This window comes from Moraxella sp. CTOTU48841 (assembly GCF_032061225.1).
GTDB classification, from domain to species: domain Bacteria; phylum Pseudomonadota; class Gammaproteobacteria; order Pseudomonadales; family Moraxellaceae; genus Faucicola; species Faucicola cinerea.
Map to the genome: position 1 here is coordinate 52,670 of NZ_DAMBFQ010000005.1, position 16,558 is coordinate 69,227.

Genomic DNA, 16,558 nt, shown 5'->3' on the forward strand with positions numbered 1-16,558 from the left:
TATCATTATCTTAACCGTTCGAATTCTTAACCAATAAAATAAAGCAAACGGAACATAGCCATGTACTTTGTGCTCTCGCCTGCCAAAAATTTGAATGAAAAAAATGATTTACCTTTTGATTTTAGTCAGCATTATACCCAGCCTGCTTTGATGGCGCACGCTTGCGAATTGATGGGTGAATTAAAAACATTAGCACCAACTGATTTGTCGGCGTTGATGAGTATCTCAGGTAAACTTGGGCAATTAAATGCCGTGCGCAACCAAAATTGGCGATGGGATACTACCCACCCATTTAGCACTGATCATGCTGACATACCTGCTAAAGCGGCGCTGTATTTATTTGATGGCGATGTCTATACAGGTTTGGCAGCGCAGCAAATGACTGAACAACAAGTCCATTATGTCAATGAGCGATTAGGTATTTTATCTGGGTTGTACGGCCTGTTAAAACCGCTTGATTTGATGCTACCTTATCGCCTGGAAATGGGCACAAAGCTAAAAAATCCCAGAGGCGATAATTTGTATCAATTTTGGGGCGATACGATTACCGACCTCATCAATCAACGCATGGCAGAAAATAAACACAAAGTTTTGGTAAACTTGGCTTCCAACGAATACTTCAAGTCGGTCAATCCCAAAAAAATCAGCGCAGAAATTATCACGCCCCGTTTTGAAGATGGAAAAGATGGCGTATATAAGGTGGTAAGCTTCTATGCCAAAAAGGCACGCGGATTGATGGTGCGTTTTGCCGCTGAAAATCAGCTGACAACCGCACAACAGTTAAAAGACTTTAACTTGGAAGGCTATCAGTTCATTGAAAATGCTTCAAGCTCAACTGAGTATGTTTTTAGACGGGATAATGATTAACTGCACCGCCATTTAACGCAAAATATCCGCCCATAAAATCCACTGACCCTATCTTTTAGCACAGTTCCATTGAATATACAGAATAAACCGATGATTTTGGCTTGTGGTAGCAGATTGCCCAGTAATTCCATCGTTATGGTTGTAATAATTTCTCCTAATTAAAAAACCCCATTAAACTGAAGTTTAATAGGGTTTTGATTTTAGCTAAATGGCTTGAGTGGGATATAATCTTTCGATTACATCATGCCACCCATACCACCCATGGCAGCAGCGGCGCCAGCGTCGTCTTTTGGCAGGTCAGTAATCATTGCTTCTGTGGTGAGCATCAAGCCTGCGACAGACGCCGCGTTTTCAAGCGCTGAGCGAGTGACTTTGGCTGGGTCTAAGATACCCATTTCTAGCATATCGCCGTATTCACCAGTCGCTGCGTTGTAACCGTAGTTACCTTGACCGCCTTTGACTTGGTTTACCACCACAGATGCTTCATCACCTGCGTTGGTCACGATTTGACGAAGTGGTGCTTCCATCGCACGGCGTAGAATGTTGATACCCGCGGCTTGATCGTCATTGTCACCGTTGACATTGTCAAGCGCAGAGATAGCACGAACCAGTGCCACACCACCACCTGCTACAACGCCTTCTTCGACGGCAGCACGAGTTGCATGCAAGGCATCATCCACACGGTCTTTTTTCTCTTTCATTTCAGTTTCAGTCGCCGCACCGACTTTGATAACTGCCACACCGCCTGCGAGTTTGGCAATACGCTCTTGTAGCTTTTCTTTGTCGTAATCAGAGGTTGATTCTTCCACTTGGCGACGGATAGAGGCAACACGGTCATCGATTTCAGTTTTTTGACCGGCACCGTCTACAATCACGGTGTTTTCTTTACCAACCGTCACTTTTTTGGCAGTACCTAATACTGATAAGTCTGCAGTTTCTAAGCTCATGCCCATTTCTTCTGATACAACTGTACCACCTGTTAAGATAGCGATATCTTGAAGCATCGCTTTACGACGGTCACCAAAACCAGGGGCTTTGACAGCGCAGACTTTTAAACCGCCGCGCATGTTATTTACAACTAAAGTTGCCAAGGCTTCGTTTTCAACATCTTCAGCAATGATCAGTAAGGCTTTACCAGATTTCATCACGTTTTCAAGCAGTGGAATCAACTCACGGATGTTGCTGATTTTTTTGTCGACTAACAAGATTAATGGGTTTTCCAGTTCAGCGGTCAACGTATCTGCTTTATTAGAGAAGTATGGGCTGATGTAGCCACGGTCAAACTGCATACCTTCAACGACTTCAAGGGTATCTTCAAAGCCTGAACCTTCTTCAACCGTGATCACGCCTTCTTTACCCACTTTTTCCATCGCTTGAGCGATTAAGTCACCGATAGTTTGGTCAGAGTTAGCTGAGATAGAGCCGACTTGTGCGATGGCTTTGGTGTCATTGGCTGGAGTTGAAAACGCATGGATTTTTTCAACAACGGCACGTACACCTTTATCGATACCACGTTTTAAGTCCATTGGGTTCATGCCAGCGGCAACTGATTTCATGCCTTCTTGTAAAATCGCTTGGGCTAAAACAGTCGCTGTGGTGGTGCCGTCACCTGCAACATCATTAGTTTTGCTTGCAACTTCACGCACCAACTGTGCGCCCATGTTCTCGAATTTGTCATCAAGTTCAATTTCTTTAGCCACTGATACGCCATCTTTAGTGATGGTGGGTGCGCCAAAAGATTTATCGATAACCACGTTACGACCTTTAGGACCCAATGTTACTTTAACCGCATTTGCCAATACGTTGACACCGTCAATCATTTTTGCACGGGCATCAATACCAAATTTTACATCTTTAGCCATGTTAAATTCTCCAAATTATAAATTTTTATTTGTATAAGGTAGTCCAAATTGCTACCACGGTTGCTATCAATTATTTTACCAAGTACTTAACCAGTTAGATTAAGACTAGGTAAATTAAGACTAGATAAATTAGCATTTAGATAAAAAACGATTGTTTAGAGCAATGACTGATTAACCTTCAATCACACCTAATACATCACTTTCTTTCATAATCAATAATTCTTCACCATCTACTTTAACCGTTGAGCCGGCGTATTGACCAAAGAGTACTTTATCGCCGACTTTGACATCAAGCGCACGTACATCGCCGTTTTCACGGATTTGACCATTACCTACTGCAATCACTTCACCTTGAGAAGGTTTTTCTTGGGCACTGCCTGCTAGTAATAAACCGCCAGCCGTTTTTTGTTCTTCTTCGCTGCGACGCACGACGATACGATCATGTAAAGGACGAATTGCCATAATCTACTCCATAAATTAACTGTTAAATTATTGTTTGAAAGCCGTAGTTAGCTTTGAAAGCTGTGATCAGCCCAAAGGTTAGCTCAAAAGACCACCGCTATTTTGCCGACCACAAAAAGATGATAACTATCTGTTTGCATAAATAATCATATGCTTATCACATGTTATCAATTCACTGTCTAACAGTGGGGATGTATGCCAGTTTGTTCAAGCAGAAAATTACGAAATTTTGCAATTTGTTGTCATTTTTTTAACCCCTTCACCCAAATACCTCATAAAGACTGCCGTTTATTGCACAATCACAATCTTTTGTTAACTGGCTTGTATTTGCTTGCCGTCAATACTACTGTATGCATACCAAGCAGATTTAACCTTATCTTATGAACGTTATTTGATGGATGAAACATGAAAAATTCTTTAGTAAAAAAACTGGTAGTAAGTACTTCACTCGTGTCAGCGATGGCTATCACCTCTATGGCGAATGCGGCAGTTGCCCCTTTTAATGCAACCTATAATTTTAATATTGAAGGCAAATACAATGGTACCGCAAGCCGTGTATTGACCCAAACTGGCAATCAGTATTTTTACAATGTCAATGCAAGTGTCGGTAAATTAGCCAGTGCCAAGCAAACCGCCAATTTTGTCAATGCCAATGGCGCTATCTTACCGGTGAGCGCATTAACCCAATACAAAATCTTAGGAACGGGTCGTACTACCACCTTAAACTTTAATAACGCAAAAAAACAACTGGTTACCAATTATAAAGGTCAAAACAAAGTCATTGCTCTGCCACAGCCTGCCTATGATGATTTAAGTTTGGAAATTCAAATTCGCGAGGATTTAAAAGCAGGCAAGTTCCGTGGTAACTATTACATGGCAGATCGCAATACAGTTGAAGCGGTGCCTTTCAAAAAATCTGCCATGACTCGCATTACCGTGCCAGCCGGTACTTTTGATGTGGTGCGTATCGATCGCGTGCATGATGACAAAGACCGTCAAACCAGTTTTTGGTTAGCCCCAAAACTTGATTATCTACCTGTTAAAGTGGTTCAAAACAATGATGGTAAAAAAATGGAAATGAATCTGGCTAAAGTAAATTAATACTTTGTCATGTTTTGACTCAAACACCGATTATATTAATCGGTGTTTTTTTATGTTTATGTCACTGTAAATACTCTATTAATGACTTATAAGGTCAGAAATTGGCGCTATTTTTGTAAGCCATAAGTTGTCAAGGCGTAAGTTTTTATCTATTCTTTGTAGGTCCATTGGAAGGCCTCACTATCCTGTCTAAGTTTTTCATACCTTTTAGCAACCTTTAGCAAGCTCTCCAATTCGCACTTTATCAATATCCATGTAAAAGGGAGTATTTCATGTCATTAAGATTGCAATCCTTAACGCTCGCTATTGCCAGCATTTCATTTGCTAGCGCTGCCCAAGCCGCGGGGCTCGACCGCTCAACTCAGCCAAGCTGGGGGTTTACGCAAGATGGCACCTTTGCCTACATCGAACGAATCACCATCGACCCATCGATTAGTGGCAAAGACAATGCGGCCACCACCCCTTCGCCAACCACGTACGAAGAAGGTCGCGATACCAACAACATGGCGCTAAACTATGATTTTATCAATTATGGGGCAAAAGCAGACATCAATGATAAAGTCAGTGTAGGTGTGTTTTTTGACCAGCCGTGGGGCGCGGATGTCGAATTTAAAGGTAATAATAATTTTGTTAATAATCCTCAAGTTAATTTGGCTATCGCAACTAAAGCCAAAGAAAATCTAGATAAAATTTCTTTAACTGATCCTAATTATAGAATGGGTTATGAACAGTGGGGTGCCGCTGCAAGAATTGCACAAAATTCTGCTCTTCATCCTAATGAAGGCACAAATGTATCCGTTGATAGTAAAAACTTCACGGGTTTGCTGGGTGTCAAATTTGGCGAAAAAAATAATTGGCAAGTATATGGCGGGCCGGTATTACAAAAATTAGAAGGTGAGGTGCATTTACGCGGTACAGCCTACAATTCTACCCAAGGTTATGATGGTATCTTTGCCCAATCAAATGGTTATGGCTGGATGGCAGGCTTAGCCTATAGCAAACCTGAGATTGCGCTTAAAGCGGCGTTGACTTATCGCTCTGAAATTGATCATGACACCGTAGCGTATGAATACATGCCTGCAACTGGCAAATCAGGCAGTTATGACATGACCATCACTACCCCAAAATCCGTGAATGTTGACTTTCAAACAGGTCTAAACCCAACCACGCTATTGACCGCAAAACTGCGCTGGGTACCTTGGAGTGATTTTTCAATCAAACCGCCTCTATATAATGCAACGACCAAAAAAGCCGTGGGTGCGGATTTTAAACCCCTATACCCCAATGGTTTAAACTTGATTGATTACTCAGATGATGGCTGGGCAGCAGAAGTGGGCTTGGGTAAAAAATTAAGTAATCAATGGGCAGTATCAGGCTCAGTAGGTTGGGATAGCGGCGCGGGTGATCCTACCACCACCTTAGGGCCTGTCGAAGGCCATTGGAATGTAGGTCTAGGCGCTAAGTACAATGTTACACCCGAAGTCGCCGTGTCGGTAGGCGTGAAATACTTGATGTTTGGCGATGCCAAATCAAAAATCCCCAATGGCGATTTAGTGGGTGATTTTCAAAACAACGATGCTTGGATTTACGGACTGCGTTTAACTTATCAGAAGAAGTAAGTCCCATAAAAAAAGCCTATCACATCGATAGGCTTTTTTTATGTCGAACCATTAATCGCGATGTTTACCATCCATCTCTAATCCTAACATGTCAAGCAAGGCTGCCATGCTTGCAGATACCGTGATATTGGGGTTAGTGACCAACCCCAAATAGCGTTGCAACTCAACGGGGGTATCCATATTAATTGGCTGTAAATCTTGATTGACTAACGTCTGCGGTAACACCGACCAGCCTAGCCCAACCGATACCAACATACGAATCGACTCTAGCGGATTGGTGCTCATCGTGGCATACGGTTTTAAGTTATATTTGGCAAATTCAGCTAAAGTGATTTGACTGGTAAAGGTATTGGCGGCGGGTAAAATCGCTGGATAATTCGCCAATTGCTCAAGCGTCACGTTCATTTTATGTGCCAGTGGCGATAAAACACCCGTCACAAAATGCAGCGGATCTGACCATAGCATATGATAATTTAGACGTTTATCATACACAGGGGGTAGCGTTAAAAAAGCCAATGACAAGTCGCCATCAAGGACTGCTTTATGCGCTTGCTCGGAATCGACAAAATGCACTTCAAGCTGTACCGCAGGATAGCTTTGGATAAATTGTTTGAGGACCGCTGGCAGATGATGTAAGCCAATATGATGACTGGTACCGATAATCAGTTTGCCTGATACCGTTTGCTGGCGGTTTTTAAGATTAATTTTTAGATTGTCATAATCATCTAGCCAGCGTTTGGCATGGGGTATCAAGTCATGCGCCGCTTGGGTTGGGATAATACCACGACCCACAGTATCAAAAAGGGTGACATCAAATTCGTCTTCTAAGTTTTTGATACGCTTACTTACTGCAGGCTGTGTAATAAATAGTTTATCAGCCGCCTGCGAGATACTACCTGTTTGCATAACCGCTAAAAAAGTATTTAAATTTGTGGTATTCATCTTTCCCCCAAAACTAAAACCCTACCATTTGATATAAATAAAAGTTTCATTCTTTAAAAAATACATTAAATAAGATTATAAGACAACGTATAGACAAATACAATTTATTTAATCGTCCAATACATTCCTAAAATTTTTATAAAATATAAAAATCATCAATTAAAATTATCATTTTTCTTTGTTATAATGGCGTTATTGTTTACCCAATTACTACGCCCTTTTATAAAAAAACCATAGGATATGTGTCATGGCAGCGCAAACGCTTTATGATAAACTTTGGCAAGACCACTTAGTCAATCAACGAGACGACGGTTCTAGTCTTATCTATATCGACCGTCATTTATTACACGAAGTCACAAGCCCGCAAGCATTTGAAGGCTTGTCATTGGCCAATCGTGACCCTTGGCGTTTGTCAGCAAACATCGCCACCCCTGACCATAATGTCCCAACGGTGGCGAGCGAACGCAAAGAAGGGGTGGCAGGTATTAAAGATGATGTCTCTCGCCTGCAAGTAGCCACACTCGATGAAAACTGTGCCAAATTTAACATCACTGAATTTACCATCAATGACGTGCGCCAAGGCATTGTGCATGTGGTAGGCCCAGAACAAGGTTTGGTATTACCTGGGATGACCGTGGTGTGTGGCGACTCACATACCGCAACCCATGGTGCGTTAGGCTGTCTTGCTCACGGCATCGGTACCAGTGAAGTTGAGCATGTATTGGCAACGCAGTGCCTTGTGCAAACCAAGATGAAAAATATGCTTATCAAAGTCGATGGCAAATTGGGTGAAGGTGTTACCCCAAAAGACGTGGTACTAGCGATTATTGCAAAAATCGGCACCGCGGGCGGGACAGGCTACGCCATTGAATTTGCAGGCGATGTGTTCCGTGACATGAGCATGGAAGGACGTATGACCGTGTGTAATATGGCGATTGAAGCGGGCGCACGCGTTGGTATGGTAGCCGTTGATGACACTACCATTGAATACGTCAAAGGTCGTCCCTATGCGCCTACGGGTGAAATGTGGGATAAAGCCGTGGCTTACTGGCAAACCCTACACTCAGATACCGATGCTGTATTTGATACCGTCATTGAGATGGCAGGCGCGGACATCGCCCCGCAAGTATCTTGGGGTACATCCCCTGAAATGGTGGTGGATATCAGCGCGCACGTCCCTACCCTAGATGCCGCAAAAGATGACGTACAAAAAGAGGCTTGGACACGCGCTTATGAGTATATGGGTTTGACTGCGGGTCAACCGGTCACTGACATCAAAGTCGATCGGGTGTTTATCGGCTCTTGTACCAACTCACGTATTGAAGATATCCGCGCGGCGGCGGCTGTTATCAAAGGTCGCAGAGTCGCAGATAGCGTTAAAGAAGCGATTGTGGTAGCCGGTTCTGGGTTAGTTAAACAACAAGCAGAAAGCGAAGGACTGGATAAAATCTTTACCGCAGCGGGTTTTGAATGGCGGGAGCCAGGCTGCTCAATGTGCCTCGCCATGAACGCGGATAAATTGCAACCAAAAGAACATTGCGCTAGTACCTCAAATCGTAACTTTGAAGGTCGTCAGGGCAATGGCGGACGCACCCATTTAGTCAGCCCTGCGATGGCAGCTGCCGCGGCATTAGCCGGTCATTTTGTTGACGTGAGAAATTTTTAAGGTAGAACTATGAAAAAATATACCCTTGAGCAAGGCATTGTCTGCCCACTAGACCGCTCAAACGTGGACACTGACCAAATCATTCCAAAACAGTTTTTGAAATCTATCAAACGCACAGGATTTGGCGCTAATCTATTTGATGAATGGCGTTATTTGGACGAAGGCTATCCCGGTCAAGACAATAGCAAACGCCCCATTAACCCTGATTTTATTTTGAATCAGCCCCGGTATCAAGGTGCTAACATTTTGCTTGCGCGTAAAAATTTTGGCTGTGGTTCAAGCCGTGAGCATGCCCCTTGGGCGCTCGAAGAATACGGTTTTCGTACGGTGATTGCCCCCAGTTTTGCCGATATTTTCTACAATAACTGCTTTAAAAATGGCATGTTGCCAGTGATTTTAAGCGAAGATGCGGTCAGTGAATTGTTTGCCGAATGTTTTGCCCAAGATGGCTACCAATTAAGAGTCGATTTAGAAAACCAGCAAGTGATTTCACCCTCAGGTAAAAGCTATGCGTTTGACGTCGATGAATTCCGTAAGCACTGTCTGCTCAACGGTTTAGACGATATTGGTCTGACATTACAGCAAGCTGATAGCATCAAAGCGTATGAAGAGAACGCCAAACAATCACGCCCTTGGGTATTTGGCACAGGCGCGGCTTAAGGTGCTGCTTGGTTAGGTAAATGTACACTGTCAGTAGCGTTTCATCATTGATGATTTATCATTGAGAATTTATCCATCATCTATCCCAACCTGCGTATAAGCCGCGCATAAAAAAGGCATTTTGACAAAGGTTGGGATATTGGTTATGTTAGTCACATTTTAGCGTGCCTATGACTGTGGCAGGCACCCTGTTACTGCAATTTTTTAATTGCTTTTTTTGATTTGAGGGAATAACGACCATGATGTTTACGAAGCGCTTTTTTCGCCCTGACTGTTTGCCTGTTGTAGCCATTGCGATTTGTTCGGCAGTGGCGCTATCTGGCTGTCAATCAATGACAAAGCAGCCAAGCGCACGTGCCAAACCCTCAGTGATAACAGCGCCGCAACCGATTGCTGCAGGCAAAAGCACCCTAAAATGTACGGGTATTTATGCCTGTGAAATCAATCGTATTGGCACATTGTCAATTATCAATCAATCAACTCACACCCCGAGCGCTACACTTGGCAACCATAGCCAAGAGACCAGCCCAGTGACCGTCACACCTTTGATCAGTAAGCCGCAGAGCAAGTCTACTATACCAAATTACTTGGTAAGTTTTCCCAGTGGTCAGCACATGGTTGCTACCCGTTTTTATTTGGATGAGGACTTGTCGACGGTTGAAAGTTTTAGTTTTATCCATCGTTTTGAAAGCGGTAAACGCTATGAGCTTAAAGCCTACCGCCAAATTCAAAAGACCGATTATAGTTTGCTAGCGCAGTCTGCCCCAACGCCTCTGTGTATTGACTTGTATGAAAATGCCAAACTTACCAATCAATGGTGTAAAAAGCCCAATCAGCAAGGCGCTTTATCGAATGAATTTATAAAGATTGCTTTATAGATGCCCCTAAAAGCTTTTCTCACAAAAAGCTTTATCCAAGAAAGCATCATTCAATAACGCCTGATTCAATTATTTTTTAGAAACTAACAAAATTTTAAAAGCTGCGTTGTCAGCAAAAAATTGTGGATTAACGTGAAGGAAGTAACATGACAAAACAAATCGCCGTATTACAAGGTGATGGTATTGGTCCTGAAATCATTGGACAAGCTGTCAAAGTATTGGACAAATTAATCGAGCAAGGCTTGGACGCTCGCTATGAGTATGGGCTGTTAGGTGGCGCCGCTTATGATGCGCATGGCTCACCCTATCCAGAAGCTACCCAAAATCTGTGCCGCAAGGCTGATGCGGTATTGCTCGGTGCTGTCGGCGGCCCACAGTATGATAACCTTGAACGCTCAGTGCGCCCAGAGCGTGGATTACTGGCGATTCGTAAAGACTTAAATTTATTTGCCAATCTTCGCCCAGCCATTCTTTACCCAGAGCTTGCCAATGCCTCAACTTTAAAACCTGAAGTGGTATCTGGCTTAGATATTTTGATTGTCCGTGAGCTCACCGGTGATATTTATTTTGGTGAACCACGCGGTATTCGCACACTTGAAAACGGCGAGAAAGAAGGCTACAACACCATGAAATACAGCGAATCAGAAATTCGCCGTATTGCCAAAGTCGCTTTTGAAGCCGCGCAAAAACGCGGTAAAAAACTCTGTTCAGTTGATAAAGCCAACGTGCTTGAGACCACAGAGTTTTGGAAGCAGATTTTTACTGAAGTCGCTGGCGAATACCCAGATGTTGAATTGACTCACATGTATGTCGACAATGCAGCGATGCAGCTGGTCAAAGCCCCAAAACAGTTTGATGTGATTGCCACCGGCAATATTTTTGGCGATATTTTATCAGATCAAGCCTCGATGCTGACTGGCTCTATTGGTATGCTACCATCCGCGAGCTTAAATGACACAGGCAAAGGGCTATATGAACCATCGCATGGCTCTGCCCCTGATATTGCCGGTCAAAATAAAGCCAACCCATTGGCAACCATTTTGTCATTGGCAATGCTGTTACGTTATAGCCTCAATGATGAAGCCCGTGCCATGCAAGTTGAGCAAGCAGTGCAAAAAGTACTGCAGCAAGGGTTACGTACAGGCGATATCTTTGAACAAGGCACCACGCTGGTTTCTTGCTCAGACATGGGTGATGCGGTCATCGCTAACTTATAATATTTGATTATCCTAATTTTTACCGTGCGCTAAAGGTAGTGTTAGCTGGTCTAACCTGCCTTTTTTTATGGCATTTTTGCCAACATTTTTTTGAAAAATTCGTAAAATCCTGCTTATCTTCAAGCGAGTTTTGCTATAGTATGCCATTATCGTTTCTCTAAAACCTCGATGACCTTCCATCCTCCCTTGCTAAATTTTTCTTAAAATTCAATGACTATGTCTTCTTATCATAAAATATTACCTTGCTTTACAAGCCTACTGCTTGCTATCAGTTTATCAGCCTGTCAACAGTCACCCAATCAAGCGATGGATGTACCCACAGTTCCGACAGCAAGTACTACAGCTAGTACTGCAGTCAGTACAACCGCAAGTGTCGCTGCCTCTTCGCCTGCCCCAACGCTAAAAGCCAATGTCAGTCAACAGTTTATTGGCACCAGCTTGGTGCAGCAACGACTGAAACAAGCCTTGCCAGAGATTGCCTACACCACTGATAATTTACCGATGGTTGCCCAGCAAGTAAACCAAGTGAGTTGGTCACCCACAGGCGCTATTGAGTTAAAAGCCATGCCTGCCTCTGCGGTAGTCACGTCACAAGCCGCATCAACCGCATCTGCTTCAGCGACCCAATCTGCGCCGGGTTTTCAATCAACTATTGACTACTCTGCGCTCAAACAATCTACCAATGACAATCCGTCATCCGTGGCTAACAAAGACACGTTACCATCAAAACAACTGTTCATTAAGCCTGATGAACTGCTGGTATTTAAGACCCAAGCCCTGCTTAACTGGCATGGGCATAGCGTGGGTGCGCTGACAGGGATAATGAATAAAAATACCATCAAAGCGATGCAGGTTTTTCAGCAAAAGCACAATCTGCCCGTAACCACTACGATGGATGAAGCCACTTGGTCGGCGTTAACCAGCAACGAGACGTTAAATAACCAGCCGATTTTTATCAATTATCAGCTAACGCGCGATGATTTGGTGATTACCAAAGCGCCCAAAGACATGCAATACAAATCAGCGCGTGAAGCGGTAGCTGAAAAATTCCATATGAGCCAAAAGCTGGTAAGTCGATTGAATCCCACCACGCCACTCAAAGCGGGTAACATTATCACCGTGTACAATCCTTATCAGCCCAATATGACAGAAGTGACCAAGGTTGTAAGCGATAAAAAGAAAAATATTCTATACGCCTATGCCGCTAGTGGTGAGCTGGTTGCAAGCTATCCAACAACCGTGGGTTCCAACTACACCCCCTCACCGTCTGGCACCTTAAAAGTTAAAAATCGGGTATTAAACCCTACCTATAATACGGATTTTTCTTCCAAAGAAAAGTGGCTACCACCAGGACCCAACAACCCTGTGGGGCGTGCTTGGATTGGGTTATCAAAACGTGGCTATGGCATTCATGGCTCGCCTGAGCCTGAGTTAATCAGCGCACAAAAATCACACGGTTGTGTACGTTTGACCAATTGGGATGCGCTAAGTCTGTATGGCACGATAGCCGATGGCGCAGACGTGGTATTTGAATAAGTTTATATTGTATAAGCGTCGAATAAACACCCTAAAATCTGGGGTGTTTGGTTATTACGATTCCTGTCGCCAAACTTGTTTTCGCAAATCCTGCTTGGTCTGCCTGCGTTGTTTCTTACGGGCGATTTCGACATCATCTTTTTCATGCAGTCCGCCTTTTTGCAAAAGCGGATTTAACGCCAAGTAATTACGGGGTTTAACAGCCAAATTGGATTGCGCGATTGACGGATTTTTCTCCAGTTGCTCACCCAATTTGATTAATTGTTTTTGGTTTTTCATAGTTTATCCTTAAAACTTTATTTATCGATATGCAAATTTTTTTATAAAAAAACCAGCGACAGGGGTCACTGGTTGTTTATAAGGCTTTTGGTAAAAATTAAGCTGGAATACGGAGTACTTGACCTGGATAGATTTTATTTGGGTCAGATAGTAATGGTTTGTTGGCTTCAAAGATTTTGTTGTATTGGTTGGTATCGCCATACACTTCTTTTGAAATTTTTGACAGCGTATCGCCTGATTTTACCGTGTACATACGAGATTCTGGCTCTTGCGTTGCAACCGTGATGTTGTCTTCCACTTGTGCAACATACTGTACATTACCTGCCGCTAGAATGGCTTTTTCGCGCTCTGCTTGGTTAGCAGCAGAACCATTAATGGTTACTTTGTCAGTGTTACCGTCATAGTTGACTGATAGATTGTCAATGTGCGCGTTTTGTTGGATACGCTGAATCAATAAGTTCGCAATCTCTTGTGCAGATGGCTCAGTAGAGGCGGCAGGCGCTGAGGTTGGTGCAACGTTTGATGCGGGTGTCGAGGCTGGCGCAGCGTCTTTGTTACGATGAAAGATTTTATCACCGATGTCTTTTGCAAAACTAAATAGTCCCATTTGTTTTTCCTTATATTGTAATATTTTAATGTGCGATTTTTAATGTATGGTCTGTTGAAACTCTTAAATAACCGTTTCAACACCTCAAATGACTAGAACGACCTCAAATCACTACAATGATAATCATATTAATTATGGCGTTATTCTAGTTGCCTTCTAGATTAGCAAAAACTTAAATTAATGAGCATGAGTATTTAGTAAAAGAATGTTACTGATTGCAAGTAGTCTTTAATTTATTACGTCATTTATTACGCCAATTTTCTATGCCATTTATTCCTTTAGGGGATAATGGAGAAAAACACAAAAGTGGCTAACATGACCAAATGGATGATGCCATGTAAAAAAGTGGTACGCCCGGTACTTAAAGTATTAATGGTTATCATCAGTGTAATAACTAGCATTAGCCCTTCTTTGGCAGACAACCCAAACATGACAGGCGTTGCTGTGAAGATTGAATAAAGCGCGATAACAGGAATTGTCAACGAAATAGACGCCAAAGCCGAGCCTAACGCCAAATTTAAACTGTTTTGCAGTTGGTCGTTGTAGGCAGCTTTTACCGCAGCAATAGATTCAGGCAACAGTACCAAAGCAGCAATAATAATCCCTAGCACAATTTTTGGCATACCCATCGCCAGCAGCGCCGCTTCCATCGCAGGCGACAACATCTTAGCAAGACCCACGACCGTCACCAAACTGAAAAACAAAAATCCTACACTCATCGCCGTGGTTAGCGCATTATCACTGTGATGCTGATCATCTACACCGTCGGCAATAAAATAATCACGGTGACGAATGGTTTGGGTAAAGATAAATGCGGCATACAAAATCAAACAGCAAATCGCTACAAACAGCAGCTGAGCGCCAATCATAAAACCGCCTGCGGCAGAGGTGGTAAAATTGGGTAAAATAAATACGATTAATGCAATCGCCAATAACACACTAATTGCCGCTTTACTGCCATGCAAACTATAGCGCTGTACGTAATTTTTGATACCACCAATCAACAGGCAAATACCAATAATCCCGTTACAAATCAGCATCACTGCTGCAAATACCGTATCACGGGCAAGCACGGCGGCATCGGTGGGTGTGCTACTACTCATGAGTGCCAAAATAAGTGCCACTTCAATCACGGTGACCGCCAATGCCAAAACCAACGTACCAAAAGGCTCACCCACTTTGTGAGCAATCACCTCAGCGTGATGTACGGCAGCAAAAACTGACCCCATCAAAAAAATCGCCGTCACGGTATTCATGATGATACCCGAGGGATGCCAAATCAAATGCACCGCAAGCACTAAAGCGGCAATACTTGGCGACAATAACGTCCAAATGGGTAAATTGATATTATATTTTTGGTTCAGCCAAAATGTTTTCGCCATCTCCCCTCCGCTCTATCTATATTTTCTAATTTATCATATAAATAGATAATATGGTCAAAAATATTAAAATTCAATTAAAAATGAAATTATTTCTCATTATTTTGTAATTTATGCCAGTAAATTATTGGTAAAAGGCACACAAAGCCAATCAACATACTCACCAAAAAATGCCATTGATAGCCCAAAAAATGCGCCATATAGCCGCTGGCAAAATGCGCTGAGCCGCCCAACACCGTCAACAGACAAACCTGCACGGTAAAATCACTCCCCGCATTGGCAGGGCGTGAATAATGCATAATGGTCGTGAGCATCGCAATCAGCGCCAACGATGCACAAAAATGCTCCAGCGCATTGACAACATATAGCCACAAAAAATCCGTCAGTAATTGATGATAAAACCCATAAGCCACCAAGCCATACAACCCTGTGGTCAGCGCTTGGGCAAGATTAAAATATAGCAGGGACGTAAAGCGAGTGAGTCGTTTCATCAAAATTGTGGCGACCCCTGCCCCAGCGACTGAGGCAGCCGAGCCCAAAATAGTTGCCCAAAAGCCAATTTGCTGCAAGTTGAGTCCGACATCGACCATCATCGGTTTGACCATACCACTTGAAATGCCATCAGCAATTTTATAGGTCAATAACACCCCTAGCCAAGCCAGCATCTCCCGCGATGACCAAAAATACTGATAATGATGGCTAAGGTAATTTTTTAGCGCCTTAAAACTGCCAGATTTTGCTGCCTGTACTTGTTTTTTGGAAGGGTCAACCGGGGTGTCGGCGTGCTCTTTAAAAAACACAATGGGCACGGTATTCATTGCCACCAAAGCCGCCATGGCAAGAAAACTGTTACGCCAGCCCCATTGCTCGAGCAGCATCAGTAAAACACCGCCACCGATGATAAGTCCTAGCCGATAGCCGATAACTTGTACGGCATTGCCTTGGCTTTGGCGATGATGGTGATTGGTCGTTTGATTCACCGAATCAGGCGCAGGCATATCATGGGTCAACGGTTCTTTGGGCGCCATAGCCGTTTTAAGCAAACGGGTTGCTAGCCCATCGGTCGCCACATCGTGTGTCGCCCCAATGAGGCTTAAGGTAAATAGCATTCCGTACAATGTCATCACCGAACTGGTTTGTGCCAAATTATGCGGTTCAAAAAATGCCACCGCAGTCAGGATGACTATCGACAACCCTTGCATCGGCAAAATCCAGCTTTTGGCGCGTCCGATTTTCTGTGAATAATAGCCGTCCACGACAGTAGCCCACAGGAATTTAAGCCCCCAAGGCACCAAAATCAGCCCTGACCAACCAATGGCAACCAGTGAGACTTTGTATTCACGTAAAATCGCTGGCAAGGCTTGGGTGATAAATCCTGCCGGCAAGCCTTGAGCCAAGTATAAGGTGAGCAGTAAGCCCAAGGTTTTATAGTGGGTCATACGAGTGTTGGATCGTGGCGCTGGCGACTTTGATAACGGCATAG

Annotated in this window: 15 protein-coding genes; 8 read left to right on the forward strand and 7 right to left on the reverse strand. The window is 43.5% G+C overall.

The features are described from left to right. Positions 1 to 60 precede the first annotated feature (60 nt). Positions 61 to 867: a peroxide stress protein YaaA gene (gene yaaA, locus RT034_RS06950; RefSeq protein ID WP_313015431.1), complete on the forward strand. Its 807-nt coding sequence runs from the start codon at positions 61 to 63 to the stop codon at positions 865 to 867. 236 nt (positions 868 to 1,103) lie between these two features. Here the strand turns inward: yaaA and groL are convergent, their stop codons facing one another. Both groL and RT034_RS06960 read right to left on the reverse strand, forming a co-directional pair. Beyond that, positions 1,104 to 2,729, reverse strand: coding sequence for a chaperonin GroEL (groL, locus tag RT034_RS06955; RefSeq protein WP_313015433.1), 1,626 nt, complete (start codon positions 2,727 to 2,729; stop codon positions 1,104 to 1,106). Positions 2,730 to 2,900: 171 nt separating this feature from the next. Next, positions 2,901 to 3,194, reverse strand: coding sequence for a co-chaperone GroES (locus RT034_RS06960; RefSeq protein ID WP_198001374.1), 294 nt, complete (start codon positions 3,192 to 3,194; stop codon positions 2,901 to 2,903). Between the two features lie 402 nt (positions 3,195 to 3,596). Here RT034_RS06960 and RT034_RS06965 point away from each other — a divergent pair, with 402 nt between their 5' ends. After that, positions 3,597 to 4,292 (forward strand): DUF3108 domain-containing protein, encoded by a 696-nt coding sequence (locus RT034_RS06965; RefSeq protein ID WP_313015437.1) that lies wholly within the window; start codon positions 3,597 to 3,599, stop codon positions 4,290 to 4,292. A gap of 272 nt (positions 4,293 to 4,564) precedes the next feature. After that, positions 4,565 to 5,911 carry an outer membrane protein transport protein gene (locus tag RT034_RS06970; protein ID WP_313015441.1) on the forward strand — a complete coding sequence of 449 codons (1,347 nt, stop codon included), beginning with the start codon at positions 4,565 to 4,567 and terminating at the stop codon, positions 5,909 to 5,911. Between the two features lie 51 nt (positions 5,912 to 5,962). Here the strand turns inward: RT034_RS06970 and RT034_RS06975 are convergent, their stop codons facing one another. Further along, the gene (locus RT034_RS06975) at positions 5,963 to 6,853 is read right to left on the reverse strand and encodes a LysR family transcriptional regulator (RefSeq protein ID WP_050325045.1); all 891 of its coding nucleotides are present in this window, start codon (positions 6,851 to 6,853) and stop codon (positions 5,963 to 5,965) included. Positions 6,854 to 7,100: 247 nt separating this feature from the next. Here RT034_RS06975 and leuC point away from each other — a divergent pair, with 247 nt between their 5' ends. The 5 genes from leuC to RT034_RS07000 all read left to right on the forward strand — a co-directional run bounded on the left by leuC (position 7,101) and on the right by RT034_RS07000 (position 12,810). After that, on the forward strand, positions 7,101 to 8,519 hold the full coding sequence (gene leuC / locus RT034_RS06980) for a 3-isopropylmalate dehydratase large subunit (RefSeq protein WP_313015445.1): 1,419 nt from the start codon (positions 7,101 to 7,103) through the stop codon (positions 8,517 to 8,519). Between the two features lie 9 nt (positions 8,520 to 8,528). Continuing rightward, positions 8,529 to 9,179: a 3-isopropylmalate dehydratase small subunit gene (leuD, locus tag RT034_RS06985; protein WP_313015449.1), complete on the forward strand. Its 651-nt coding sequence runs from the start codon at positions 8,529 to 8,531 to the stop codon at positions 9,177 to 9,179. 239 nt (positions 9,180 to 9,418) lie between these two features. Beyond that, positions 9,419 to 10,057: a hypothetical protein gene (locus RT034_RS06990; protein ID WP_313015451.1), complete on the forward strand. Its 639-nt coding sequence runs from the start codon at positions 9,419 to 9,421 to the stop codon at positions 10,055 to 10,057. A 146-nt stretch (positions 10,058 to 10,203) separates the two neighbouring features. Beyond that, on the forward strand, positions 10,204 to 11,274 hold the full coding sequence (leuB, locus tag RT034_RS06995) for a 3-isopropylmalate dehydrogenase (RefSeq protein WP_313015454.1): 1,071 nt from the start codon (positions 10,204 to 10,206) through the stop codon (positions 11,272 to 11,274). Positions 11,275 to 11,490: 216 nt separating this feature from the next. Beyond that, complete coding sequence (locus RT034_RS07000; protein ID WP_313015458.1) at positions 11,491 to 12,810, forward strand: L,D-transpeptidase family protein; 1,320 nt, start codon at positions 11,491 to 11,493, stop codon at positions 12,808 to 12,810. Positions 12,811 to 12,864: 54 nt separating this feature from the next. Here the strand turns inward: RT034_RS07000 and RT034_RS07005 are convergent, their stop codons facing one another. From RT034_RS07005 to RT034_RS07020, 4 genes are all read right to left on the reverse strand, one after another. Beyond that, entirely contained in the window at positions 12,865 to 13,089 is a 225-nt protein-coding gene (locus tag RT034_RS07005) for a hypothetical protein (protein WP_160001443.1), read from the reverse strand. Positions 13,090 to 13,186: 97 nt separating this feature from the next. Continuing rightward, complete coding sequence (lysM, locus tag RT034_RS07010; protein WP_313015460.1) at positions 13,187 to 13,696, reverse strand: peptidoglycan-binding protein LysM; 510 nt, start codon at positions 13,694 to 13,696, stop codon at positions 13,187 to 13,189. Between the two features lie 278 nt (positions 13,697 to 13,974). Next, positions 13,975 to 15,078 carry a calcium:cation antiporter gene (locus RT034_RS07015; protein ID WP_313015463.1) on the reverse strand — a complete coding sequence of 368 codons (1,104 nt, stop codon included), beginning with the start codon at positions 15,076 to 15,078 and terminating at the stop codon, positions 13,975 to 13,977. Positions 15,079 to 15,164: 86 nt separating this feature from the next. Next, positions 15,165 to 16,556: an MFS transporter gene (locus tag RT034_RS07020; protein WP_313015466.1), complete on the reverse strand. Its 1,392-nt coding sequence runs from the start codon at positions 16,554 to 16,556 to the stop codon at positions 15,165 to 15,167. Positions 16,557 to 16,558: the final 2 nt, after the last annotated feature.

What these genes read in the sequence shown, in the direction of transcription:
- RT034_RS06965 (WP_313015437.1), top strand. Translation starts at nt 3,597, where the DNA reads ATGAAAAATTCTTTAGTAAAAAAACTGGTAGTAAGTACTTCACTCGTG.
- RT034_RS06970 (WP_313015441.1), top strand. Translation starts at nt 4,565, where the DNA reads ATGTCATTAAGATTGCAATCCTTAACGCTCGCTATTGCCAGCATTTCA.
- RT034_RS06975 (WP_050325045.1), bottom strand. Translation starts at nt 6,853, where the DNA reads ATGAATACCACAAATTTAAATACTTTTTTAGCGGTTATGCAAACAGGT.
- RT034_RS06990 (WP_313015451.1), top strand. Translation starts at nt 9,419, where the DNA reads ATGATGTTTACGAAGCGCTTTTTTCGCCCTGACTGTTTGCCTGTTGTA.
- leuC (WP_313015445.1), top strand. Translation starts at nt 7,101, where the DNA reads ATGGCAGCGCAAACGCTTTATGATAAACTTTGGCAAGACCACTTAGTC.
- RT034_RS07015 (WP_313015463.1), bottom strand. Translation starts at nt 15,078, where the DNA reads ATGGCGAAAACATTTTGGCTGAACCAAAAATATAATATCAATTTACCC.
- groL (WP_313015433.1), bottom strand. Translation starts at nt 2,729, where the DNA reads ATGGCTAAAGATGTAAAATTTGGTATTGATGCCCGTGCAAAAATGATT.
- lysM (WP_313015460.1), bottom strand. Translation starts at nt 13,696, where the DNA reads ATGGGACTATTTAGTTTTGCAAAAGACATCGGTGATAAAATCTTTCAT.
- RT034_RS07005 (WP_160001443.1), bottom strand. Translation starts at nt 13,089, where the DNA reads ATGAAAAACCAAAAACAATTAATCAAATTGGGTGAGCAACTGGAGAAA.
- RT034_RS07000 (WP_313015458.1), top strand. Translation starts at nt 11,491, where the DNA reads ATGTCTTCTTATCATAAAATATTACCTTGCTTTACAAGCCTACTGCTT.
- RT034_RS07020 (WP_313015466.1), bottom strand. Translation starts at nt 16,556, where the DNA reads ATGCCGTTATCAAAGTCGCCAGCGCCACGATCCAACACTCGTATGACC.
- yaaA (WP_313015431.1), top strand. Translation starts at nt 61, where the DNA reads ATGTACTTTGTGCTCTCGCCTGCCAAAAATTTGAATGAAAAAAATGAT.
- leuD (WP_313015449.1), top strand. Translation starts at nt 8,529, where the DNA reads ATGAAAAAATATACCCTTGAGCAAGGCATTGTCTGCCCACTAGACCGC.
- leuB (WP_313015454.1), top strand. Translation starts at nt 10,204, where the DNA reads ATGACAAAACAAATCGCCGTATTACAAGGTGATGGTATTGGTCCTGAA.